15 protein-coding genes are annotated in these 21996 nt (G+C 53.9%); 6 read left to right on the forward strand and 9 right to left on the reverse strand.

Annotation, left to right across the window (positions count from 1 at the left end; all coding sequences use genetic code 11):
• Window positions 1–39: 39 nt before the first annotated feature.
• The 7 genes from E5K02_RS25045 to E5K02_RS25075 form a co-directional block, all read right to left on the reverse strand.
• Window positions 40–2757: an AAA family ATPase gene (locus E5K02_RS25045; protein ID WP_135399253.1), complete on the reverse strand. Its 2718-nt coding sequence runs from the start codon at window positions 2755–2757 to the stop codon at window positions 40–42.
• A gap of 49 nt (window positions 2758–2806) precedes the next feature.
• Window positions 2807–5803 carry a type I restriction endonuclease subunit R gene (locus E5K02_RS25050; protein WP_135399255.1) on the reverse strand — a complete coding sequence of 999 codons (2997 nt, stop codon included), beginning with the start codon at window positions 5801–5803 and terminating at the stop codon, window positions 2807–2809.
• A 41-nt stretch (window positions 5804–5844) separates the two neighbouring features.
• Window positions 5845–7194 carry a restriction endonuclease subunit S gene (locus E5K02_RS25055; RefSeq protein ID WP_135399257.1) on the reverse strand — a complete coding sequence of 450 codons (1350 nt, stop codon included), beginning with the start codon at window positions 7192–7194 and terminating at the stop codon, window positions 5845–5847.
• A 5-nt stretch (window positions 7195–7199) separates the two neighbouring features.
• Entirely contained in the window at window positions 7200–8921 is a 1722-nt protein-coding gene (locus E5K02_RS25060) for a type I restriction-modification system subunit M (protein WP_135399259.1), read from the reverse strand.
• A gap of 43 nt (window positions 8922–8964) precedes the next feature.
• Window positions 8965–9963, reverse strand: a complete 999-nt coding sequence (locus E5K02_RS25065; protein ID WP_135399261.1) for a hypothetical protein — start codon at window positions 9961–9963, stop codon at window positions 8965–8967.
• Window positions 9964–9965: 2 nt separating this feature from the next.
• Window positions 9966–11678 (reverse strand): AAA family ATPase, encoded by a 1713-nt coding sequence (locus tag E5K02_RS25070; RefSeq protein ID WP_135399263.1) that lies wholly within the window; start codon window positions 11676–11678, stop codon window positions 9966–9968.
• Window positions 11679–11839: 161 nt separating this feature from the next.
• The gene (locus E5K02_RS25075; RefSeq protein ID WP_167856587.1) at window positions 11840–13315 is read right to left on the reverse strand and encodes a sigma 54-interacting transcriptional regulator; all 1476 of its coding nucleotides are present in this window, start codon (window positions 13313–13315) and stop codon (window positions 11840–11842) included.
• Between the two features lie 210 nt (window positions 13316–13525).
• Here E5K02_RS25075 and E5K02_RS25080 point away from each other — a divergent pair, with 210 nt between their 5' ends.
• The 6 genes from E5K02_RS25080 to E5K02_RS25105 all read left to right on the forward strand — a co-directional run bounded on the left by E5K02_RS25080 (window position 13526) and on the right by E5K02_RS25105 (window position 19060).
• Complete coding sequence (locus tag E5K02_RS25080; RefSeq protein ID WP_167856588.1) at window positions 13526–13885, forward strand: helix-turn-helix domain-containing protein; 360 nt, start codon at window positions 13526–13528, stop codon at window positions 13883–13885.
• A 31-nt stretch (window positions 13886–13916) separates the two neighbouring features.
• Window positions 13917–14624: an ImmA/IrrE family metallo-endopeptidase gene (locus E5K02_RS25085; protein WP_262709889.1), complete on the forward strand. Its 708-nt coding sequence runs from the start codon at window positions 13917–13919 to the stop codon at window positions 14622–14624.
• A 10-nt stretch (window positions 14625–14634) separates the two neighbouring features.
• Window positions 14635–15165 carry a hypothetical protein gene (locus tag E5K02_RS25090; protein WP_135399271.1) on the forward strand — a complete coding sequence of 177 codons (531 nt, stop codon included), beginning with the start codon at window positions 14635–14637 and terminating at the stop codon, window positions 15163–15165.
• Window positions 15166–15468: 303 nt separating this feature from the next.
• Window positions 15469–15690 (forward strand): DUF2188 domain-containing protein, encoded by a 222-nt coding sequence (locus E5K02_RS25095; RefSeq protein WP_135399273.1) that lies wholly within the window; start codon window positions 15469–15471, stop codon window positions 15688–15690.
• Window positions 15691–16130: 440 nt separating this feature from the next.
• Window positions 16131–17372 carry a nucleotidyltransferase domain-containing protein gene (locus tag E5K02_RS25100; protein ID WP_135399275.1) on the forward strand — a complete coding sequence of 414 codons (1242 nt, stop codon included), beginning with the start codon at window positions 16131–16133 and terminating at the stop codon, window positions 17370–17372.
• Window positions 17373–17821: 449 nt separating this feature from the next.
• Window positions 17822–19060 carry an SAVED domain-containing protein gene (locus E5K02_RS25105; RefSeq protein ID WP_135399277.1) on the forward strand — a complete coding sequence of 413 codons (1239 nt, stop codon included), beginning with the start codon at window positions 17822–17824 and terminating at the stop codon, window positions 19058–19060.
• A gap of 114 nt (window positions 19061–19174) precedes the next feature.
• Here the strand turns inward: E5K02_RS25105 and E5K02_RS25110 are convergent, their stop codons facing one another.
• Both E5K02_RS25110 and E5K02_RS25115 read right to left on the reverse strand, forming a co-directional pair.
• Window positions 19175–20137: a tyrosine-type recombinase/integrase gene (locus E5K02_RS25110; protein WP_240737445.1), complete on the reverse strand. Its 963-nt coding sequence runs from the start codon at window positions 20135–20137 to the stop codon at window positions 19175–19177.
• A 149-nt stretch (window positions 20138–20286) separates the two neighbouring features.
• Window positions 20287–21639, reverse strand: coding sequence for a T9SS type A sorting domain-containing protein (locus tag E5K02_RS25115; RefSeq protein WP_135399279.1), 1353 nt, complete (start codon window positions 21637–21639; stop codon window positions 20287–20289).
• Between the last annotated feature and the right edge of the window lie 357 nt (window positions 21640–21996).

The raw sequence follows: 21996 nt of genomic DNA on the forward strand, positions 1-21996 counted from the left end.
TTTTCCGTTTTTCAATGTGTTCAGGTCAGGCGAATATTATCAGAACTTGTCCTGTATTTTTATCCACCAGGGCCTGTTAGCCCGCTTTTCCTCTTCAAGGTCTTTTCCTAGCTGGGTTTTGGCCAATTCCGCATCAGATAGCAGTTTCCTTAGCAGTTCGATTTGACGACCAGCCTGTAAATTCTCTTGCTCCAATCGATGAATTTCTTCGTTGGCTTCCGCTTGTGTATCACTGGCACAATCCTCTACTAATGATAGCAGCTCCACATACTCAAGTTCTGTTTGCTGAAGCTGTTCAACATGTTCCTGTTTTGTATATAGACGTAATTCTTCCAACCAAGAACTTTTCTTCTGTTCCTTCTTCAATTCACGCTGAGCCTGCTCAAGTTGTGCTTGCAGTTGCTGGCGTTCCTGCTCCCATTGCCGTTCCTTTTGCTTCGAGTCGGCGGCTAATGACTTGAGCTGACGTTTCTGCAGCTCGCTTTGGGTCCGGGCATTGTCCAGATCAAGTTGCAGTGCTGCTAAAGCCTCCTGTTCCTGGGCTGCTTTCACTACTTGCAGTGCCGCCGCCACCTGGGTTTCCGCTAGCAAGGCTTCATGCGCCGGCTTCAACTTGGCTAGTTCCTGTTTGGCTCGCACATAGCCTTGCAGCTTATGGCGCAACAAGCGGCTGAACAGCGGCTGTATCGCGTCATTCCGCAAACTCAACGCTTCACAAAAAGTGGCTACCGCTCCGGGCAGGTCGCCCCGGTTCAACAGCATTATACTCTGCTGATATAGCTTAGTAGGCCGCGCCTCTTCCAGAGCAGTAGCTATTTGCTGTTCATCATTGGCACTACGGTGCAGCGCTACCACCTCCTGGCTCACCCGCACGTCACGCGGTGCTACGGTCGTGCGTAGCTGCAGCCCTTCAAAGGAACGGCACCGGCTCAGGGCCACATACAGTTGGCCCGAATCGAAGAATCCGCCGGGCGCATTAATTTCTACCGCGTCAAAGGTCAACCCCTGGCTTTTGTGAACCGTCAGGGCCCAGGCCAGTTTCAGCGGGCGTTGCGTGAACGTGCCGATAACCTTGCTTTCGATACGTCCCGTAGCTTCATCATAGCCATAGGCACATTTATCCCAGGTTACGGCTTCCACGGTGTAAGTAGCTCCCTGCTCGGTTTCCACCTCCACGATGCTTTTCTCCAGCTTCACTATCCGCCCGATAGTGCCGTTTACCCAGCGCGGTGCCTCACCTGAATCGTTCTTTACAAACATTACCTGCGCCCCGCACTTCAGGACCAGCTCCCGCGCCGTCGGGAAGTCACTCTCCGCAAAATCCCCTGTTACCACGGCGTTGAATTTTACCAGCGGAGAGGTCAGCTTTGCCAGTTCATTTGCGTTGTGGTCCTCCGCGTCCTTATTGCGGGTGCTCAGGGTAATACCGCGCCCTAGCGCTTTAGGCGCATCAGTAAGCCGGCCATTCAGCACACGCATATCCGCTGGACCGGCCTCATTGGTCCGAACCCGGTCCAGCAATCCAATAAAGTGAGGGTCTTGCTGACGATAGGCCTTGCGCAGCTCCACGGTAATCAGCGGAAACTGGTCAAACACCCGCGCCCCGAAGAAATAACGGGTAGTATAAAACCGCTCGTACAGCTGCCGGTCAGCCGGCACCAGCACCGGGGGCAGCTGATACGCGTCACCTACCAGCAGCACCTGTTTGCCGCCGAACGGCTCCCGCAGCCGCCGACTGTTCAGGCGTAACGACCGGTCCACGGCATCCAGAATATCGGCCCGCACCATCGACACTTCATCGATGATAACCAGCTCGACGGCCTGCAGCAGATCATATTTTGCCTGGTTCAGGCATTCGCCGGTATAGCGCTGCGGCCCGAAATAAACTATCCGATGGTCGTTCGGCTGCATAATGCCAAACGGCAGCCCAAACATCTTGTGTATGGTCATGCCGCCCGCGTTCAGCGCCGCTACCCCCGTGGGGGCTACCACAATAGCCTTTTTGCGTGTGTGGGCCACGATATAGCGCAAAAACGTCGATTTACCCGTACCCGCCTTACCTGTCAGAAACACGCTCCGATTGGTATTTTCAATCAGATCCAGCGCCAGCTGAAATTCCCGGTTGTCTAGGTCCAGCGTCGGCAGCGTTGACTTGGCTCGAGGCGCTGCCTTTGGCAACGGCAGGTTGGGTGCCTGCAGGGACACACCCCGCTGCAACAGCGCAAACAGGCACCGGGCACAAGCGGCTACATCGGCCCCCGCGCGGTGCGCCCCCTGCATTTCTTCCCCGAATAGGGCGGTGTGCAGCTCGTGGAGCTTAGGCGGCTTGCTGCGTTTGCCCGTTTCCAGGTTCGTGCCCATGCGCATCGTGCAAACCAGCTGCTTATCCGCCCCAAAAGCCGGACGCCCCAGCCTATGCAGCTCGGCGCCCACAATAGCCAGGTCATATTCCAGGTTGTGCGCAGCCACGTACCGGCACTCGCCGGCTGCTAGTACCAGCTGATCCAGGGCCTCACTCAGCTCCACGCCTTGCGCCGTTGCCTGCTCCGTGGTGATACCATGTATGCTTACGGATTCCGCCGGAATGGCAAAGCCCTCCGGCCGCACCAGCAGTTGTCCGGTGCCGCGTTCCTGCCCGTTCTCATCATAAATACCCCAAGCCAGCTCTACTAGGCGGGGCCAGTTGCTGCTATCTGTCAGAGGAGCGCTAAAGCTGGCCGGCAGCCCGGTCGTTTCGGTATCGAAAACCAAGTACATAAAACACGCTGATCAGAGAAGGACGAGTACAGATTGCTGACGATTTTGGTTAAGAACCGGCCTGCGTCCCGGCGCCGCTCATCCGCGCCGCAAAGAGTTGTTTGAACCACAGCCGCTTCAGCTCCTTGTTCGTCTTCTCTTCCGTCAGCTTGTCAAACAGGTCGAATTTGGAGTTGTAGAAATCAAGAATTACCAGGTCCAGCACCTCCTCAAATTTGTCCTGCAGGTTCTGCCGGGAATTAGGCGCCGCGAAGGCCGCTTGCAATCCGGTGTCTCCTTCCACCCGCGTCCGCACCGATTCAAAATCCACCCGGTGCTCCTCAGTCAGGTTCAGGCCGAAGGTCTCGTTGAGCGTCTTGATAATGGCCGACAGGTAGTCGTACTTTTCTTCGGCTCCGCCGCCCATCCCGCCGCGGTTCAGGCCGGTTAGCTCGGCCGGCTCTGCCACCAGGCTCAGTTGCTCCTTGCCTTGTTCCTTTATCTGGTAGGCCACCAGCTTCACTTCGTTCAATACCTCTCGGGGCAGCTTCGAGCCGGCTGGCGGCAGCTTCTTTACCAGGTGGCTCAGCAGATAGTACAGCTTGGCCAGGTCCACGTCGCGGAAGGTGATAAGCTGGCTCAGAAAGCGGTACAGCCGCACGTAATCCTGTGCCGCGCCCCGGAACGCCTGCCGCTCTTCTTCGTCCAGTTCGTGGTTAAACAGCCCCACGCACCGGTTCAGGATGGGCTGTAGCAGCTCCATATTGTCGGCCCGGCCCAGGTAAATAGTTGCGAACTGCTCCAGATCGGCCTCGCTCACCACCCCAGCGCGCATCACGTCGGCCTGCACGTCGTAGAGGGTATTCGGGTCGGTTTGGGCCTCTTCGCGCATAAAGCTGCCATCGTAGTACCCCTGAAAATCGGCTTGCACCTGGGCCGGGTCGTTCACGAAGTCCAGCACCAGCGTATCGTCTTTGTAGCGGGCCGTGCGGTTCAGGCGGCTTAGCGTCTGCACGGTGTTGATGTTGCCCAGCTTCTTGTCCACATACATCGTGTGCAGCAGCGGCTCATCAAAGCCTGTCTGAAACTTGTTGGCCACGATCAGCAGCCGGTACTGCGGCAGCTTCAACGCTTCCTCAATCGTGATTTTGCTGGCCAGCCCGTTCATGCTGGCTTCGGTGTAGTCCTCACCGGTTTCAGCATCGGTCACGGTGCCCGAAAACGCCACCAGCGCCCGGTAGGGTAGGTGCATCTCCTGCATCAGCTCATCAAACTTGCGCTTGTAGCGCACGGCGTGCAGGCGAGAGCGGGTTACCACCATGGCCCGCGCCCGACCCCTGATGGCCTTCTGCGTATGCCCCTGAAAGTGGTCGAGCATGATGCGGGCCTTAGCCTCAATGGCGTGTTCCTGCAGGTCCACGAACTGGCTCAGCAGCCGCACCGTGGGGCCGGTTTCGTATTCCTTATCCTCAGTTGCTGCCCGCGTAGTCAGCTTGTAGTAGCGCTTGTAGGAAGTGTACGCGCCCAGTACGTCCAGAATAAAGCCTTCAGCAATGGCCTGCCGCATGGTGTATTCGTCAAACGGTACCTGCTGCCCGTCCTGCAGGGTGCCAAACAGCTCCAGCGTCTTGTTCTTGGGCGTGGCCGTAAAGGCAAAAAACGATACGTTCGGCTGCGGCCCGCTGCTCTCTATTTCGGCTAGCACCAGGTCATCGGTATCGGGAGTGTCCTTTTCTTCTGTCTCAGCCTCCACCAGACTCAGGGCCCGTTTCATGTGGCGCGACGCCTCGCCGCTTTGGCTGCTGTGGGCTTCGTCTATCAGCACGGCGTAGCGCCGGCCGGGCGTGTGCGCAATGGTCGCCGAAATCACCGGAAACCGTTGCAGCGTAGTCATAATCAGGCGGGTGCCGCCTTCTATATGGGCTTGCAGCTCCGTGCTCGGCGTGTCGTTCTTCACCTGAAACACCACGCCCCGCGCCTGCTCCATTCCCTTCACGGTGTCGCTCAGCTGCTTATTGAGCAAGCGCCGGTCCGTCACCACGATTACCGAGTCGAACAGCGGCTGCCCGTCGGTAGGGTGCTGGTAGAAGTTAGCCAGCCGGTGTGCCAGCCAGGCAATGGTATTACTCTTTCCCGACCCCGCCGAGTGCTTGATCAGGTAGCGCCCGCCCGCGCCCTGCGCCGTAACGGCATCCAGCAGCCGCCGCACCGCCCGCCGCTGGTGGTAGCGCGGAAACAACAGCCGCGTGGTTTTTTGCTCTTCCAGCGCGCCCTTGGCGTCGTTATACACCGTTTCGGTGGTGGTCTGCTCAAACACAAACTGCTGCGCCAGCTCCAGCACGGCGTCGGGTGCCCACACATCTTCCCAGAGGTAGCTGGTAGCGAAGCCCTGCGGATTGGGCGGATTCACCAGGTCGCGGTTGAAGGGCAGGAAAAACGTAGCCGCGCCCGCCAGCCTGGTAGTCATGGCCACCTGCTCGGTGCTCACCGCGAAATGCACCAGGCAGCGCCGGTACTGGAACAGCGGCTCCTGCGCATTGCGCTGCTCGCGGTACTGCTGCACGGCGTCGCTCAGGTACTGCCCGGTCAGCGCGTTCTTCAGTTCTGCTGTCAGCACGGGCAGACCGTTCAGGGTCAGCACCATGTCCACCGACTTATCCTCGTCTTTCTTAGTCGTGGCGTAGCGCACCTGACGCATCACCCCAAAGCGGTTTTTCCGATACAGCTCCTCGTGCTCCGCATTAAGGCCGCTGGCCGGCCGGAAGTACACCAGCTTCAGCGTCTGTCCACTGTCCTTGATGCCCTTGCGCAGCACCGGCAGCAGCCCGTCGCGCTCCACGTTCTTGGCCAGGTTGCGGAGCAGCCGCTCGTCGGTGCTGGCTCCGTGCTGGGCCTGCAGTGCGGCGTAGGCCTTGGGCTGCGTTTCCTGAATAAACGTCAGTACTTCCTCCTTTACCAGCCCCAGCGCCCGATCATAATTCTGCGGCTCCAGCTTGTGGTAGCCGTGGCCGGTTAGATAGTCCTCGATATGTTTCTCAAAGTCTTTTTCTTGAGTGCCACTAGCCATAGGTGGAAATGCAATAGGGGAGGAGGGGTAAAATAGCGGGTCTATTCGAATAAGCCCAACTGCTGCGGCATCGACTTCGGTGCGGATGATGAAGCTGCTGCCGACGTGCGTACATCGACTTTCCCTGTCACCACTTCTGAAATCAGTGCTTGCCGGTAGGCCTTCAGCGTTTCAATTTGGGCTAGAATGGCACTAGCTGCTTTATCGATATTTCTAACTCGGGTTTCGATATAATCAACAATGCTACATTGTTCCTCATAAGACGGGTAGGGTAACACTAGTGAAGTGATATCACCAAGCGTTAAGCCCTCCTTCGTCCCCCCGTTGGTGAGTGTCTTGAATTGATGCTTGCCTACTGGAGAGCTTAAAAAATAGGCTACCCATCGGGGGTGAACTATATCTTGGTTCAGGCGCACAAGAGCAATGTGCTGATTTACATATGCCTCTTCAATTACTTGCGGCACTACCCCGACAGCCCCAAGGAGTGCAGTAATTGAAATGAGAAGGTCATTAGGTTGAACCCGCGTCCTCTCGCCCTCTGAACCTGAAGGGGGCGTTACTCGCTGCAAGTTGTGAAGCTTGAGGTCAATTGACGAGCTGGACAAATTTCCAATTCGTAGAAAAATTGATCCTTCGTCGCTATAATATTCTGCCCAGCCGCGAGAACCGCTAGTTATAAACTGGCTGACAGTCTTTAGTCTTCTTACTTCCCAATGCGCGGGTAACTCGCCCAGCCACTCTACCCCAGAGGACTTGCGCGGGGCCAACGAATTCAGTCCCTCTGTCACAGCCTCATTGATGAACGCCTGCCGCTTTCGCTGCAACAGATCGAGCAGATCCTGCTTGTGGGTTAGCAGCTTTTCTAGCTTTTCGGTTTTGCGGTCGAGGAAGTTAGCTATGATCCGTTGTTCAGAGAGAGGAGGAACGGGCAACTGTAACTCTTTGATAAAGCTCCAGCTTGCACGAGGCATTTTTGAGCCATAAGTAGAGCTATCTACAACGCTAATAAAGGCCGATGAAAGCAGTTGATAAAACAGGAAGCGGCTGTCGTAAAGCTCTTTATTGGGGGTTAAGACAAGAATTTCACCTACTGCTATGCCACTGGTTTTTGGGTGTAGCACCTTGGCCAAATACGGTCTGAGTTTGCTAAAAAGTACATCATCCGCTTGGAAGGTATTTCCTATTCCTTCAAACCCTGGTACTTCCGTGGGGATATGCTTGCCGGTACCGCTTTCGATATTTTCCAACGCCACTTTGAAGGTAATTCCCTCATCGGCACACTCATTACTATTAAGCTCGACCGTGTGCTTAAGCTTTTTCAACGGCCAATGGGTAGGAACCTTTCCTAACCATTCCGCTCCTGATTCCTTAACGTTTTCGTACTGCTTCATCCTCACTAGTCCGCCAAAATTTCTTGCAGCAGCCCATCAATCTTGGACTCTAAGCTGATAATGAGCTTCTTTAGATCTGCCGACGTATCCGGCTTCTTATACTGGTGGAAGTACTTCGTGAAGTTTATTTCATAGCCGATCCGCGTCTGGCCCAAGTCCATGAAGGCATCGGGTACATGTGGCTGTACTTCGCGTTCAAAGTAGGCGTGCAGATCTTCGCTCAGCGGTACGTTCTCGTAGTCGCGTTTCTTCTTATCAGGTTTGGCCCGTCCGGTTTTCTTGTCTAGTACCACTTGGCCGCGGGCGTTGCGCTCCGGCTGCTCTATCACTACTTCGTAGTAGCCAAAGAAGTCGTTTGGGTAAATCTTCACCTGCGGCCCTTCCTCGAAGGCCGTGTACAGCGCTGTAATCTTAGCTATCTGCTCATCCGAGATTTTCTTGCGCTTGTTGTTGAGGCTAGGCCGCATCGGTACGTACTCATCCACCGCATTAATGAGCTGCACCATACCACGTCGCTCTGCTGGCTTTTTGTTGCTTAGTATCCAGAGATAAGTGTAAATACCCGTGTTGAAGAAGATTTCCGAGGGCAGCGCCACAATGGCCTCCAGCAAGTCCTCCTGAATCAGCCAGCGCCGGATTTCGCTTTCACCGGAGCCCGCGCCGCCCGAAAACAGCGGCGAGCCGTTCGTCACGATGCCGATGCGGGAACCACGCGGTTCCATCTTGCTCACCAGGTGCTGAATAAACAGAAACTGCCCGTCAGAGGAGCGCGGCAGCCCCGCCCCAAACCGCCCGTGCGGGCTTAGCGCCTCGTGCTTGATAAACAGCTCGTCGCGCTTCCAGCTCACCCCATAGGGCGGGTTGGCCAGCATGTAGTTGAAGCGCTTGTCCGAGAATTTGTCTTCCGTAAAAGAGTTGCCGTGCCGGATGTTATTGGGGTTTTCCCCCGTAATCAGCAAATCCGATTTGGCAATGGCATACGACTGCTCGTTTATCTCCTGCCCGTATATCCGGATGTCAGCCTCCTTATTAATGTGCTTCAGCACATAGTCTTTGCTCAGCGTCAGCATCCCACCCGTACCGCACGCCAGGTCGTAAATGGTGCGGATGATGCCCGGCTGCTTCAGCTCCTCTTTCTCCGTGCTGAAGATGATAGAAGCCAACAGCCGGATTACCTCCCGAGGTGTAAAATGCTCCCCCGCCGTTTCATTGCTCTGCTCGTTGGCAATACGGATCAGTTCCTCGAACACGTAGCCCATGTCGTGGTTACTCACCTTGGCCATCGTCAGATCCTCCTTGCTGATTTCGACAATCAGCTGGTACAGCAGACCGTTCTTCACCAGCCGCGCCACCACCTTATCCAGCTGGTAGTTGTCCAGGATATCTACTACGTTCGGGCTGAACCCGTTCACATAATGCCGGAAGTTCAGTTCCACATTGGCCGCGTCCTGCGCCAGCAGCTTCAGGCTGTAAGGCGAGGAGTTGTAAAACTTCTGCCCAGCCGCCTTTTCCAGTATGGGCCCCAGCTTCTCCGGCGCTATTCGCCCTTCAAATTCTTTGTACCTGGCCACTACCGCATCCCGCGTTGAGTCCAGCATGCAGTCGAGCCGCCGCAGCACCACAAACGGCAGCATAACGTCGCCGATTTCGTTCTTCTTAAACGTGTTCCACAGCACATCATTCGTGATGCGGTACAGAAAATCTATGTTAGGTCGTTGTTCAGCCATACGGTACAAGAGCGCAGATTTGGTATTGCGCTAGTGAGGAAGATTAGAACGTCAAGAACGACGACACACGGTCGCCCTGCACGTAGTCGGGATTCAGCGCCCGGACGTTATCAATTCGGGTTTGAAACCGGTTGAGTATAAGGTTAGCGCCCCGGCGGTGTTCAGCCCGCGCCAAACTGTTGATGGTAAGCGTATCGCCTTCGCTCAAGAGGTTTCCTGTGGCAGAGAAGTAGTTGAAAGTATCACCCGATTGCAGCCACTGGTAATTAGTAATGATATGTCGGTCGTGGCGCACATTCTTAGGATCGTTGGCCCATACCAAAGTAAAATTGGGTGCCTTACCGGTAAGCGCTTTGACTTTGTCTTTAGTCAGTTTCTTGATCTGCTCAAATGTCCAACTCACTTCTCTGTTGTTGCTTCTGCGCAGCACGATGAGGACTATGTTAACCTTGATTTGCTTGTCGTACAGCAGATTCTCGAGCAGTTTTGGATAGTTTGCCCGAATGGTGTCGTCATCCTGTAGTAAAAGGTAGCGGTCAGAAATGATGACATCGTAGCATGGAAGGCAATACGGCCGGAGATGGTCCCAATTCCGAAATTCCGGCTCACCAATGTATAGCTTGGATTCAAACTCATAGTCGCCACCTCGCTTTTGCAAACGAGATAGTACCTCTACTTCTTGGCCTACCTCACCTATTAGGCAAGCATTGATGTCCCGGTAAGCTGCTGTGCGTTCATCATTCACCAGCATCACCGGGCGCGTAATGTGGTCAAAATGGGTGTGGGCGTTTTGCTTTACAGGCCTAGCCGGATATTGCTCCTCTAAGAACTCATGGTTTAGTTGCTCACCACGACCCGAAGTAATCTGAGTGGCATAATTTGCAAGGCCAACACCATTTGTGCCTGAATGTATTGCCGCCTTAGTAAAATTAAACTTAATATTTAGCTGGTTTTTAATCATTCGCTCAACATCGCCATAAGATGGCACACTACGGGAGCGAAGCAGAGACTCTAGATTTTCTTTGTCGAAGTAAACAATCATAATTATAATACTTCAAAGGCCAGTTTAGCTGATTCATCTAAGAAACCAGTGCCAAAATCTTCGATAAAGATACCGTCTTTTCGTAGGCGCATTTCGTGGCCGGGCTGCCAATTATTAGCTTGGTTAGGTTTGTCTAAATAGTATACTTTGAACATGTTTATTTGCTCATCTTTCGTGCCTAGCAAAAATGTTTTCTGCAGAAGATTGTTATTTTCACCCGCATTTTTTACCAATACTTGAATATTGCGGATTAGGTATTCGGAGTGCGTTTCCAATATGAATTGCATTCGAGTATTCATCCGTGCCAACTCTGCAAATAATTCAGCTAGTACCGATTGAAAATGCGGATGCAGATTAGCTTCGGGCTCCTCTATAAGTACAATGATGCGCTGTGCTTTCGCTCGGTTTGTGGCTTCCTGCTGCTGAAGCAACGTAGCTATATGCAGCAGCATGGTCAGCATCTGCCCAGCTCCAAACCCTAAGTCAGCCAGGTTAACACGCTGCTTGCCGCGTACAACCTCAATGCGTATAGCTACATTATCAATAGGAGTAACTTTTACCTGGTCACCCAATTCAAAACGCTGCAGCCACCGTCGTAAAAAGGTTCTTGCAGCACCGTTTTGATAATTTCCTAACCGCTGAAATTTATCAGCCACTACATTAATCTCTGAGGCATGCCCTCCGCCCGTCAGGTAAAGGCGAGATTGGTGTGTTCGATTGGCTCCAAGGTGCTCAATTGCAGGCCGGGAATTTTCCAATTCACGCCTGAATTGTCGCGCAATGCGGTATTCCTCCGCCTTCAAGTCTAGTTCACGATGGTGTTGTTCTTGTGAAATGATAGCAGAACGGGTGCTTACAGCCTGCGCCATTTCTTCTTCGTCATATACCCCGTTCTCATCTTGCGAAACGCCATATTCTGCGGCTATTTCCTCTAAGGTATAGGATTCGTCTATTGGTATATTTTTAAGTACGTACTTATCAATCGCCGCCTCAATAATGGCCGCTAACGTAGGCCGCTCCTCTACTTCTGAGCGAGAAATGTCTGTTTGAAAGAATATTCCTGCACTCTGCTGGCCTTTGGCAACTACACCTTTTAAGTTTTCTAGAGTAGAAGTCAGGACTTGCCGTTCTTGTAACAAGCTAGCAAACTCATGTCTGTTGGCGCCAGAGTTTTCCAGCTTAGCTGTTATAGCGTCAAGTTGCTTATGAATTTCATCAATACGCGCAGGGTAGTTGACTGCTCTACGCATTCTTATACGGGTAAAAATGCCTCCAGCCACATATTCAAGAAACTTCTGTGACACTTCTAATGCGTACGTATCTCCCCCGTCTACACTTATTAGCTCAAGCTGGTCGATGTCCGGTACATCCATGTGAAAACGGCGCAGATACCCAGTCGCACCGTCTGGATGTGAATCAAATTCATAGGTATAGGTTATTTCATCATCCGAATAGCTAATGTGAAACGACGAAGAATCGGATTCCCAATTAACCAGATTCTTCCAGTTGTTGATGCGGTGCCGTGAAGCCCGTGGCCCATCTAGCCGCAGCACTGTCTGATCATCCTGTTCCAGATAGTCGGCCAGTACTAGAAAAGCTTTAATAAGAGACGACTTACCCGAATTATTCTTCCCAGTCAGCACGGTAACCGGAGCAAGGTCAAAAGCAGCCGGCTTACCAAATACCCGAAAGTTGTCGAGGGTGATGCGTTGCATTCGTTTAGCTTATATCGCAGTAGTGCGATGTGATAAAAGTCGTTGTGCCAGAACCAGGCCAGCCAGTTAAATGAGCGTAAAAAGCTTGCTAGGCCACTTTTTCAGGCTAAGGTACTAGCAATTATCGTGGTGGGCATAGCAAATTTTGCTATAAGCTCACGTCAGCTTAACTGCTCGTAGCTGCGCAGCTTCGCGGCCAGAGTCCGCTCGTCAATACCCAAAGTCAGGGCAGCCTGCCGCTTCACGTTGTTTTTCAAAGCAAGCACCCGTAGCAGGTGCTCCCGCTCCACGTCGGCCAGGCGCAGCGAACTACCAGCCACAGTTGGTTCGTACAGGCGCCGTGGCAGGGCCGCTGGCTCTACCAGTTCTTCCCCCGGCTGAAACACATAAAGTGTTTCGAGCAGGTTTTCCAGCTCCCGTATGTTCCCCGGAAATGCGTAGTTCAGCAGCAGTTGCCGGGTGGGCGCCGCCAGCCGTAGTTGGATTGGCCGTGCCAGATCCACTCGTTTCGTTTCCAGCAAATGATCGAGCAAAGCCTCCCGTTCGGCCGCTGGCCAGTCGCGTAGGGGAGGGGGCTCCAGTTCGGCCACTGCCAGCCGGTAGTACAAATCCCACCGGAACCGGTCTTCACGGCAGCGTGCTTCCAGTGGTGCATTGGTCGCTGCTACTACCCGCACATTCACTCGCCGGGGTGCCCCACCCACTGGCTGTATTTCGCCCTCCTGCAGCGCCCGTAATAGCGCCACTTGTACAGCCGGCGAAATATCTCCTATCTCATCCAGGAACAACGTGCCGCCCTCTGCCAATTCAAACACCCCGGCTGTATTCTTGTCGGCTCCTGTGAAAGCTCCCTTCTGGTAGCCGAACAACCGCGACTCCAGCACGCTATCCGTCAGGGCCGCACAGTTAAGCGCCAAAAAAGGCTTGCCGGCACGGGCCGACCGCTCGTGCACGTAGCGCGCGAGCTGCTCCTTACCCGTTCCGCTTTCTCCCCGAATCAGCACCGTCACCTTATCCGTCTGAGCTACCAGATCAGCCCGCTCATACACAGCCTTGAGTGCCGGGGGTAGCAAATGACCTTGGTACTGAGCCGGCTCAGTCACTCTTCCCGATCCAAGTTGCTTTTCCCGAATGATGGCCGTCACAGGCGTTGCCGAGCGCTCCTCCTGCATTTCCGTCAACCCCGGCTGACCCTTGACTAAGTGCCGGCTGGCACGGGTTTGCAGCAGGCGTGTGCGCAGGCCAAGCGTGGTATGGCAGATGTACCATGCCAGCTGCATTATGCTGGTGCCCGGCGAGAAAAACAGCGCCAGCTCATCTTCGCGATGCGCCAGCAGCCAGGTTTCCACTTTGGTTTTCACCTCCGCCAGGTCTATCACATCCGTCAGCGGCAGCAGTTCCGCGCTAATATCCCGGCCCGGATGCTGTCGGCGCAGGTACGCCACCAGGTGCTCCGCGTGGTTCTCCTGTCGCGCATCGGCATACAGTAGTATATGCTGCTCCAGGTCCTCGGCTGCAAAGTAGTGTTGGTGAAAATCAGCATTGGGCCCCTGTGGATTTACACCGCCGAACCCTCCTTGTTCATTGGTCAGGAAATCGTTATTGCGCGCTATCCAGGATACGAGTAGGTGGGCCATCATCCAACAGTAATCCACAACTGTCGTCAGTCATGGCTTCACAAAGTAAGCTGCTCTTCACATGAAACGGCATATGACGACAGTGCTCAAATGTCGCCACCGTCGTCAGTAGAAACGCTTGTTACATAAAAGAACAATTTTTTTGAAAAGTACGTTATATTTGTAACAATGACACTGACACCATATTACCGCCGTGAGGCGACACATCACATGAAAACGCAAGCCACTACCCCCACACTGGGCAAAAACATCAAGATGCTGCGTACCAACATGGGGCTGACCCAGCAGCAGTTAGCTGACTATTTAGAGGTGTCCCGTGAAGAAGTGTCCTACTTCGAAAATCAGACTCGCAAACCCAGTGTAGCCGTGCTTCATAAGCTAACTGACTTGTTTGGAGTCGACTTAGCCGATATCCTTTCGCCGGACCCTTCCGCTCAAGCACTGAATGCTGCCTTTGCATTCCGTTCAGTTGGTGAGCTGCAGGCTGCTCAACTTCAGCAGATTGCTGCCTTCCGCCGCATCGTATCCAATTATGTAAAAATGGATAACCTGCTGAGCCGTGAAGACTAGCCCTGCCGAAATTCAGTTGCTCGAAGCCAAAGTGGCCAAGTTCCGCCAGGAGCATGGGTTAGAGCTTGGAAGTCCCGTTGACTTGGAGCCGTTACTGAAACAGCTTCAGGTCCGCACGGTATTTAAGCCGCTCGATAGTTCCTTCTCAGGGATGGCCATGAAGTATGCTAACAAGTCATACATGCTGGTCAATTCTGACCACTCGAGGGGCAAGCAGAATTTCACCATTGCGCACGAGCTGTATCACCTGTTCATTCAGCACAACTTCGTGCCCCACGCCTCACAGGCCGGGCGTTTCGGTTCCCAAACCGACCCGGAAGAGCGCAACGCCGATTGGTTTGCTGCCCTGCTCCTTATGCCGGCTAGTTATATCTATGTCGTGGCTAGTGAAGCAGGGGAGATGGAGCCTCGCATTCAACTAACGTTACCAACGGTAGTTAAGCTCGAGCAGGACTTCCAATGCTCCCGCCAGGCATTGCTGGTGCGCCTCGAAAACCTGCGGCTCATTACGGCTGCTCAGAAAGAGGAATGGGCTCAAAGCCCCGCCGCGTCGGCCCGCCAGTTCGATTATCCTACCGACTTGTACCGTTCTACCCCCCAGCGTGAGGCCATCGGCGACTATGTTGCGTTGGCCTCACGGCTGTTTGATAAAGAACGGTTGAGCGAAACCCACTACGCTGGCCTGTTGGCTGACTTCGGAGTGGACATTCATTCACTAGGGACGGAAACGCCCGACTAACCGTGAATTCATGCCCCCCGAAACGTTACCCAGAATCCTCCTTGATGCGGATGTGCTAAGCCACTTTATCAAAGGCGACCAAGCTGGTTTGCTCAATGTGGTTTTTCCTAATCGGCTAGTCATTCTTGACGAGGTGATGAGGGAGTTGGAACGTGTCAGCCGTTTCGAACAGCCGCTAGAATGGCTCATCAAGCTTTCCAACATCACGGTTATCAGCTTTGCCGAAGATGATGAGGTGCTGACGGAGTTTGGCAACCTGCTCAGGCAATACCTGGGGCGTGGCGAAAGCGCTTGCATGGCAACTGCGCGTTACCACGGCGACTTTATTGCCAGCAGCAACCTCAAGGATATTACTCGCTATTGTCAGCAGCACGGCATCACCTATTACACCACCCTCGATATTCTGCACTTCGCCGTGCAGGATGGGCACCTGACAGTTGAGGAATGTGACGCCTTCCTTGTGAAGATCAAGAAGCTGGGTAGTAGGCCCGGCTTCGATTCCTATCAGCAGTACTTGAAAGCTGGGCCTCGCTCCCGATAGGCGAAAGACTTTTCCAACAAATTAACGGCTCGTAAATGACCTAGTAATACCCTGAAAACTAAAAACCGCCCGCCACGGGAGAGTGACGGCCGGCTTCTGAAGTGCCAGTGCAGCAGGCCAGACTTGAGACCTCAAACCTTGCTGTTCCTGTCCAGGCCCGGGATGTAGCCACCCCGGTACCCTCTTTTTGAAATTGTTCGCGAAAGTAATTGCTTTTACGCAAAGTGCATCTTCGTGTTCAGTTGTCAGGCTCGGTATGCCCTTCCGCCAAGGGCAATAAATCCCCCAATATCGACAACTGCCATGGGCAAGAATGTTCACGTTACGCCCCGCTCTAACGGCTGGGCTGTAAAATCCGCCGGCGCGGAGCGCGCCTCCGCCATCAAGCCTACCCAAGCTCAAGCTATTGCTGCGGCCCGCCAGCAAGCTGCCCGAAACGGCAGCGAGTTAGTTATCCACGGCCGCAACGGCCAGATCAGAGCCAAGGATAGCCACGGTAGCGACCCACGTAATATCCCAGGGTAATCCATCACGTGTTCACACCACTCCTTGAGGGTGGTGCTCCTCGTGCGTCCGTGCAAATGGACTGCCAGGACTCGTGCGTCCTATTCATGCCGTTTTAAGGCTGCTTTTCTTCACTTCCGGCCAGTTTAGACTGGCCTCGATAACATTCATCATGCAATCAACTCCCCAAGTTACCATCACCAGTGCCCTCAACTTGGCATCAGCTGCTCAAACGGCTCTAACCAATCCCGTCGGTGCCGGAGTCAAGCTCTTTCGGACCCTCGATAAGGATACCCAAGCCCTTATCATAGGACTTCTGTCTATTGCGGGTTTGATATACGCCCTCAACCATCTCACAGGCAAACGCTAAGGGTTTTGCCGGCAGGTGCCGTGTGCATCTGTACCTGCCGGTAATGCTTTCAGCAGTAGCTGCCATTTCTCTGCCTCCAACCCTCGATTCCATGCCTAATTACGACTACCTCACACCTCCCGAAAGCTTAGCTCAGCGCATTGCTCGCAAGAACGATGTATTCACGCTTCTCGACCAGATTGGCCAGGAGCTGGAAATTCCTGAAGGTCGTTACCTCGAAGCCGAAAAGCGTTACCAAAGCGTAATCAGCTGCCTCGACGGCTGTCCCGTACTCAGCCGGCTCGACCCTCATGCTTTTCCGCAAGGCTCTTTTGCCCTTGGCACTACCGTGCGACCCTTGCACGGTGAGGAGTACGACCTGGATTTCATTTATCTGTTGCGTGCGGCACACCCTCAGCTGTACACCGAGCAGCAGATCTATGACTTTCTGCTCTCCCGCCTGAAAAGTAACGGCACCTACGCCAATATGGTGGAGCTGAAAAAGCGGTGCGTACGCATCGTTTATGCCAACGAGTTTCATCTCGATATAACGCCAGCTGTCAATAACTCGTCGTGCCCGAACGGTAGCATCTACGTGCCCGACCGGAAGCTGCGAATTTGGAAGCCCTCCAACCCCGAGGGTTATGTTAACTGGTTCAAACCTATAGCGGCCTTAACTCCGCGCCTCAGCCAAGCGCAACGCCTATTCTCGGAAGGTCGGCACTTGGTTACGCTGGCTTCGGCCGAGCCCGTGCCCTCGCAGCACGAACCCCGCGGCATTCTACGCCGGGCTGTGCAGTTTATGAAGCGACACCGCGACGTGTACCGGGAGAACAACCCAGCCAGAGCCGATTACGCGCCCATTTCCATCATTATCACCACGCTGGCTGCGCACGCTTACCAGACGGCAATAGGATTGGGTGAATATGAATCTCCGCTCGATGTGCTGAACGCCGTGGTAAGGTTGATGCCGCAGTTCATCGAAGTAAGCCAAGGGTGGCCGGATAAGCGGATCTATACAGTAAAGAACCCAACGGTGGAAGGTGAAAACTTCGCCGACAAATGGCAGAACGACGAGGACCGGTACTACAGCACGTTTATGGCTTGGCACCAAGCCGTTCAGAATGACTTGCTAAAGCTGCAAGACCTGCACGGCCGTGACGCCCTGCAGAAGTCGTTGCAATTGACCTTGGGCGAGACGGAGGTGAACCGGGTATTCGCTCGTCAGGTGCAGGTGGTGAGCCAAGCCCGCAGCAACGATCAGTTGGCCGTGTCTGCCCCTGCTCGTGCCGCTACGCTGAGTGCTACCGCTGCTGCCATGCCGGTACTCCGAAACAATTTTTACGGCAGTTAGATCATGTTTCAGGGAATTAAATCCTTGTCGCTAGCACAGCAGCTAGGTGCCCTCCGGAAGGATTGGCCGGAGGGCCAAGGCCAGTTGACTAAGCAAGGCCTCTCGTGGTTAGTTGCGCTACGGCCGACTTCGCTGAGTCGTACCTACATTATTCGGCTTACCTATTCCTCGCTCAGTGCGTGGCCACAGGTACATGTGGTTAGCCCTTCCCTGCGGGAGTTAGCTGGGGACCGAAAAATTCCGCACTTGTACTGTCAGCGCACTATCCGCCTGTGCCTATTCACTCCCTGGCTGCGTGAATGGCAGCAGCATCAGCGTCTCTCTCGCACGCTGATACCTTGGGCCAAAACCTGGCTATACTTCTTTGAAGACTGGCTTATTACCAACGATTGGCAGGGTGGTGGTATCCACCCCGTTGCCGCCTAAACATTGATTATTTGCAAACGAATATGGCTTCATCAACTCCTGCCACCGCCAAAGCTCAGCGTACGACCAAAGACCCATCAGTCAAAAAAGAAGCTCAACGCCAGAAACCCAGCGCCAAGGTTCAAAAGCTACTGTACGTCCGGGCTGGGGGCCGGTGTCAGATATGCAACGATTATGTGCTGGAAAGCACCGATTTAGGGTTTTACCCCTTCAATAGAGGCGAAATGGCGCATATCGTTGGCCAAAGCCTCGACGATAAATCCCCTCGTAGCAATTACCCATTAGCAAAGGAACTGCGCGACAACATCGATAATTTTCTGTTGCTCTGCGCCATGCACCACCAGACTATTGATAACGCAATTGCACAAAAGAACTTTACTGTCGAGCTGCTGCGTGAAATCAAAAGGCGCCAGGAAAACCACATTTACCATGTTACCGGGATACCTCACAGCAGCAGTACCTGCATTGTTCGCTTAATTGGCCGCATCCGTGGCAAGACGGTGCAACTCACCGCTGCCGAATGCAATGGGGCCACACTGCACCATACCACGCCCCGATTTGCCGACTTTGCCTTGGATCTGCATCGGCAGGGTACAGAAATTGATTTAACGTTACTGGGTGAACCAGAAGAAGACCCAGAATTCTACTACAGAGGAGCCCGCAAAATCATTGTCGAAAAGTTGGCCATAATTCGCCAGGGCGTCGAAAGTGGGCACATTGAACACCTGTCTGTTTTTGGCTTCGCTCGGATTCCAGTACTTGCCTTCTTGGGTTTCAGCCTAGGCAATAAAGTAGGCTCTACCTTGTTTCAGAGGCGGCGTGTCGATGAAAAGCATTGGCATTGGTTACCGGACGCGCCGGTTCAGAATTTTGAGTGGCTGCCGGTACAAACTGGCTCAAATCCTCTTCACGTTGCCATTATCGTAAATGTTAGTGGGTCAATTCATCGGCAGGAGTTGCCACCGCACATAGATGATACGTACACAGTATTCCTTATCAGGCCCACTGGTGTAGCACCTAATCCTGATGCTGTTTTATCTGTAGCTTCTCTGGATGAATTCCGGAAGTGCTATCGTAACTGGCTGGCATACCTGGAAACCGAACATAAGTTTACACCCGCTATCCACCTCTTTCCTGCAGTGCCACCTGCTGTTGCGGTGTCTATAGGCCTGGATTTAATGCCTCATTCTCAGCCTAGTATCGTAGTTTATGATCGTATGCCGCATGATTTTTATAACGTGTTAGTGATAAATGAAAAGTGATAAATATTACAATCATCACAAGTAACATTAAAAGCATGCTGTTGCTTTGCGCGTAAAGCGTAACCCGTTAAAGAAGTTACTAAGAGTATGAGGTTGTTCTCCTGATTACTAAAACTACAAACCCAGCTTCTGAGCTGCATTGTGCTGGCGCACATCATCTAGACGGGTGTAACGTCGGATCATTGCCGAGGTTTTATGCTTGGTCTGGTTCATGATTTCGCTGTCATCAGCGCCAGCTAGCTTGGCTACCGTCACAAAGGAAGCGCGCAATGAGTGAGCGGAGTAATTAGCCCCCAGATAGCGCTGCACCACGGCATTGATACTCTTATCAGAAAGCCGAGCCTGGGTCAGCCGCTGGCCCATGCGCATCCCAACAAACACCGGTCCGGTGTCGCGGTCCAACACGCGCAACCAAGCCTGCAGGGAACGAATAGGACACACCTTAGCCTCGGGCGAGTAGAAAATAGCCTTTTCCTCATATTCGCCCAACTGGTTGGTTTTACTTTTAGCAAGAGAGACGATCAAGCAATCCTCTGTAAAGCGCATGTCCTGCACGTTTAAGGTTGATAGCTCTGAGCGGCGGAAAGCTCCGGTAAAACCCAACAATAATATAGCCCTGTCCCGCAGCCCCGCTACGGTTTCGGTATCAATGCCGCGCACCAAACGCTTAAGCTGTGCGAGAGTAAACGCTGGCGCCTGCTTTTGCCGCACGCCGTGCACACGGCGTATGCCGTCGAGCAGCACCTGAAACTGTTTGTTGTCCGTGGCACAATCCAGCCCGCGCAACACGTGTGCTTTGCTGATAGCCGAAAGGTGACGGTGAATCGTCGCCACCTTCTTGCCCGCGTCGGCCAGGTACGTGACGTAGCCGGCGAGGGCATCCACCGTCGCCGGCACCGGCTCCACATGGTTAGCCTGGCACCAATGCGTAAAGTGCCGCAAATCCGAGGCGTAGGCCCGCGCCGTGTTGGGTGCGCCCTGTAACCCGGCTTCGACATACCGCGCGGTCTGCTCCGAGAGGCTTGCCAGCGAGTCAGTCGTTCGGGAAGTTGTTACCTGCAGTGCGTCGGTTTTCATGTGACCTATATATAAAGGAGTAGCCTGGCGAAAAACGGCTCGAAAAGCGAATATACGTATAGGTTCCGATAATTAAAAGTTATCGGAACCTATGACTCTCGTCCGGTTGACTGTGGCTATACTTTTTGCCTCAGGTCTGGAAGAGATTTTTACTCTATCACCAGGCGTTGCGTCGCCACGTACCCCTTTGGTCCCTCTACACGCACCAGATATAAGCCGGCCGGCTGCTGCTTTAGCTCTACCACTAGCTCACCGTTGGTACCGCTAACGGGTTTGTGATTCGTCGTACGACCAGTCGCGTCGACCAGCACCAGCTGTAGGCCCTGGCGTGGAGCAGTCTCATCAAGTCGCACCGTCACAGTGGTGCGGGCTGGGTTTGGGAAAAGCGATACTTCTACAGGGCGGCGACTTGGTGTTGCCGGAAGGAAGGTACCGGTGTTACGCAGCACGGCCACTGTTGAGCTAGAGTAATTGACGGTAGCAATATCCAGCCGGCCGTCACCGTCCGCGTCGTTTAGCGCTACATCGTGTGCGCTAAGTCCCCCACTGGCAAAATGCCGAAACCCTGCTGGAAATATACCGGGGGCCGCTGCCGAGTTTACTAAAACCCCAACGGTAGAGCTGATCGAATTAATTACATAGCTTCCTGTAACAATGTCCACCTGCCGGTCCCCATTCATATCACCCAGCTCGACGCTGTAGGCTGCTTGTGCACCGGTGGCGTACGTTGTGGCCATAGCGGGAAATACACCCGGCGTTGTAGTTGAGTTCAGCAATACCCCGACCCGGGCGTCGTTGCCCCCGGCTACCACAATGTCAGCTCGTCCATCTGCGTTTACGTCTCCAACGGCTAAATCCTGGGGGTACGATGCTCCACTACCGTAGCTCACCACCGGGGCAAATGTTCCAGCAGGCGCAGCCTGGTTGAGCAGTACACCAATTTTTCCAGTACTGCCCCCACAGACCACCAGGTCCAGCCACCCGTCGCCATTGACGTCACCCAGAGCCACACCGACAGCATTGTTGCCGCCGGTAGCATAGGTCGTGGCAGTAGCCGGGAACATGCCCGGAGCGGCAGCCGAATTCAGCAGCACCCCCACGGTACCACCATTTAGGTTAAGCCCAACAATGTCCAGGTGCCCGTCCCTGTCAATGTCGCCCACGGCAAGGCTGCGCGGATTTCCCTGGGTGAAAAGTATGGTCGGTGGGAGGAAGGCACCCGGGGCAGTGCTGGAGTTTAGCATTACGGCAATCCCTCCATTCCATTGCAGGGCAGCCAAAATGTCGGGAAGCCCGTCTTCGTTCACGTCGGCTAGGGTGACACGGATGGGAAATGAGCCTATGGCGTACGAGAGGGCCGGAGCAAAGGTGCCGTCCAGCTGCGAGAGTAGCACATTTACTGAGCTAGCGTAGGAGCAGGTAACCACTAGGTCCGGTCGGGTGTCTCCGTTCACATCGGCCAGGGCAACCCCCTGTGGATTGTCACCAACAGGATAGACCATCGGCGCGCCAAAGCTTTGTGCATGCGTTAGTGGTAGCTGACTGCCGCAAAAGAGTAATACTAGGGCTATCAGCCTGTAAAGGTTGCTACCGTAGAGGAATCGGACTGATACCAAGGGTAAAGTATATAACGAGCCAGCAAAAACTACTAGTAACGGGACTGCTCGCAAGCTACGAAACGGGGGCTGCAGAAAGAACTTTTTGACTGGAATGCGCCGGGAGAGGCTCCACAGGTGTACCACACTCCACTGGGGTGGCCTGCATTCCTACCTACTACGCCTCTTCCTTTGCCCCGTATGCTGGCAGTGAAACGCAACTTGTTACTCTTAACGCCTACTAGACCGATAGAATCCGACAGG

The sequence above is a fragment of the Hymenobacter metallicola genome (assembly GCF_004745645.1).
Classification (GTDB): domain Bacteria; phylum Bacteroidota; class Bacteroidia; order Cytophagales; family Hymenobacteraceae; genus Hymenobacter; species Hymenobacter metallicola.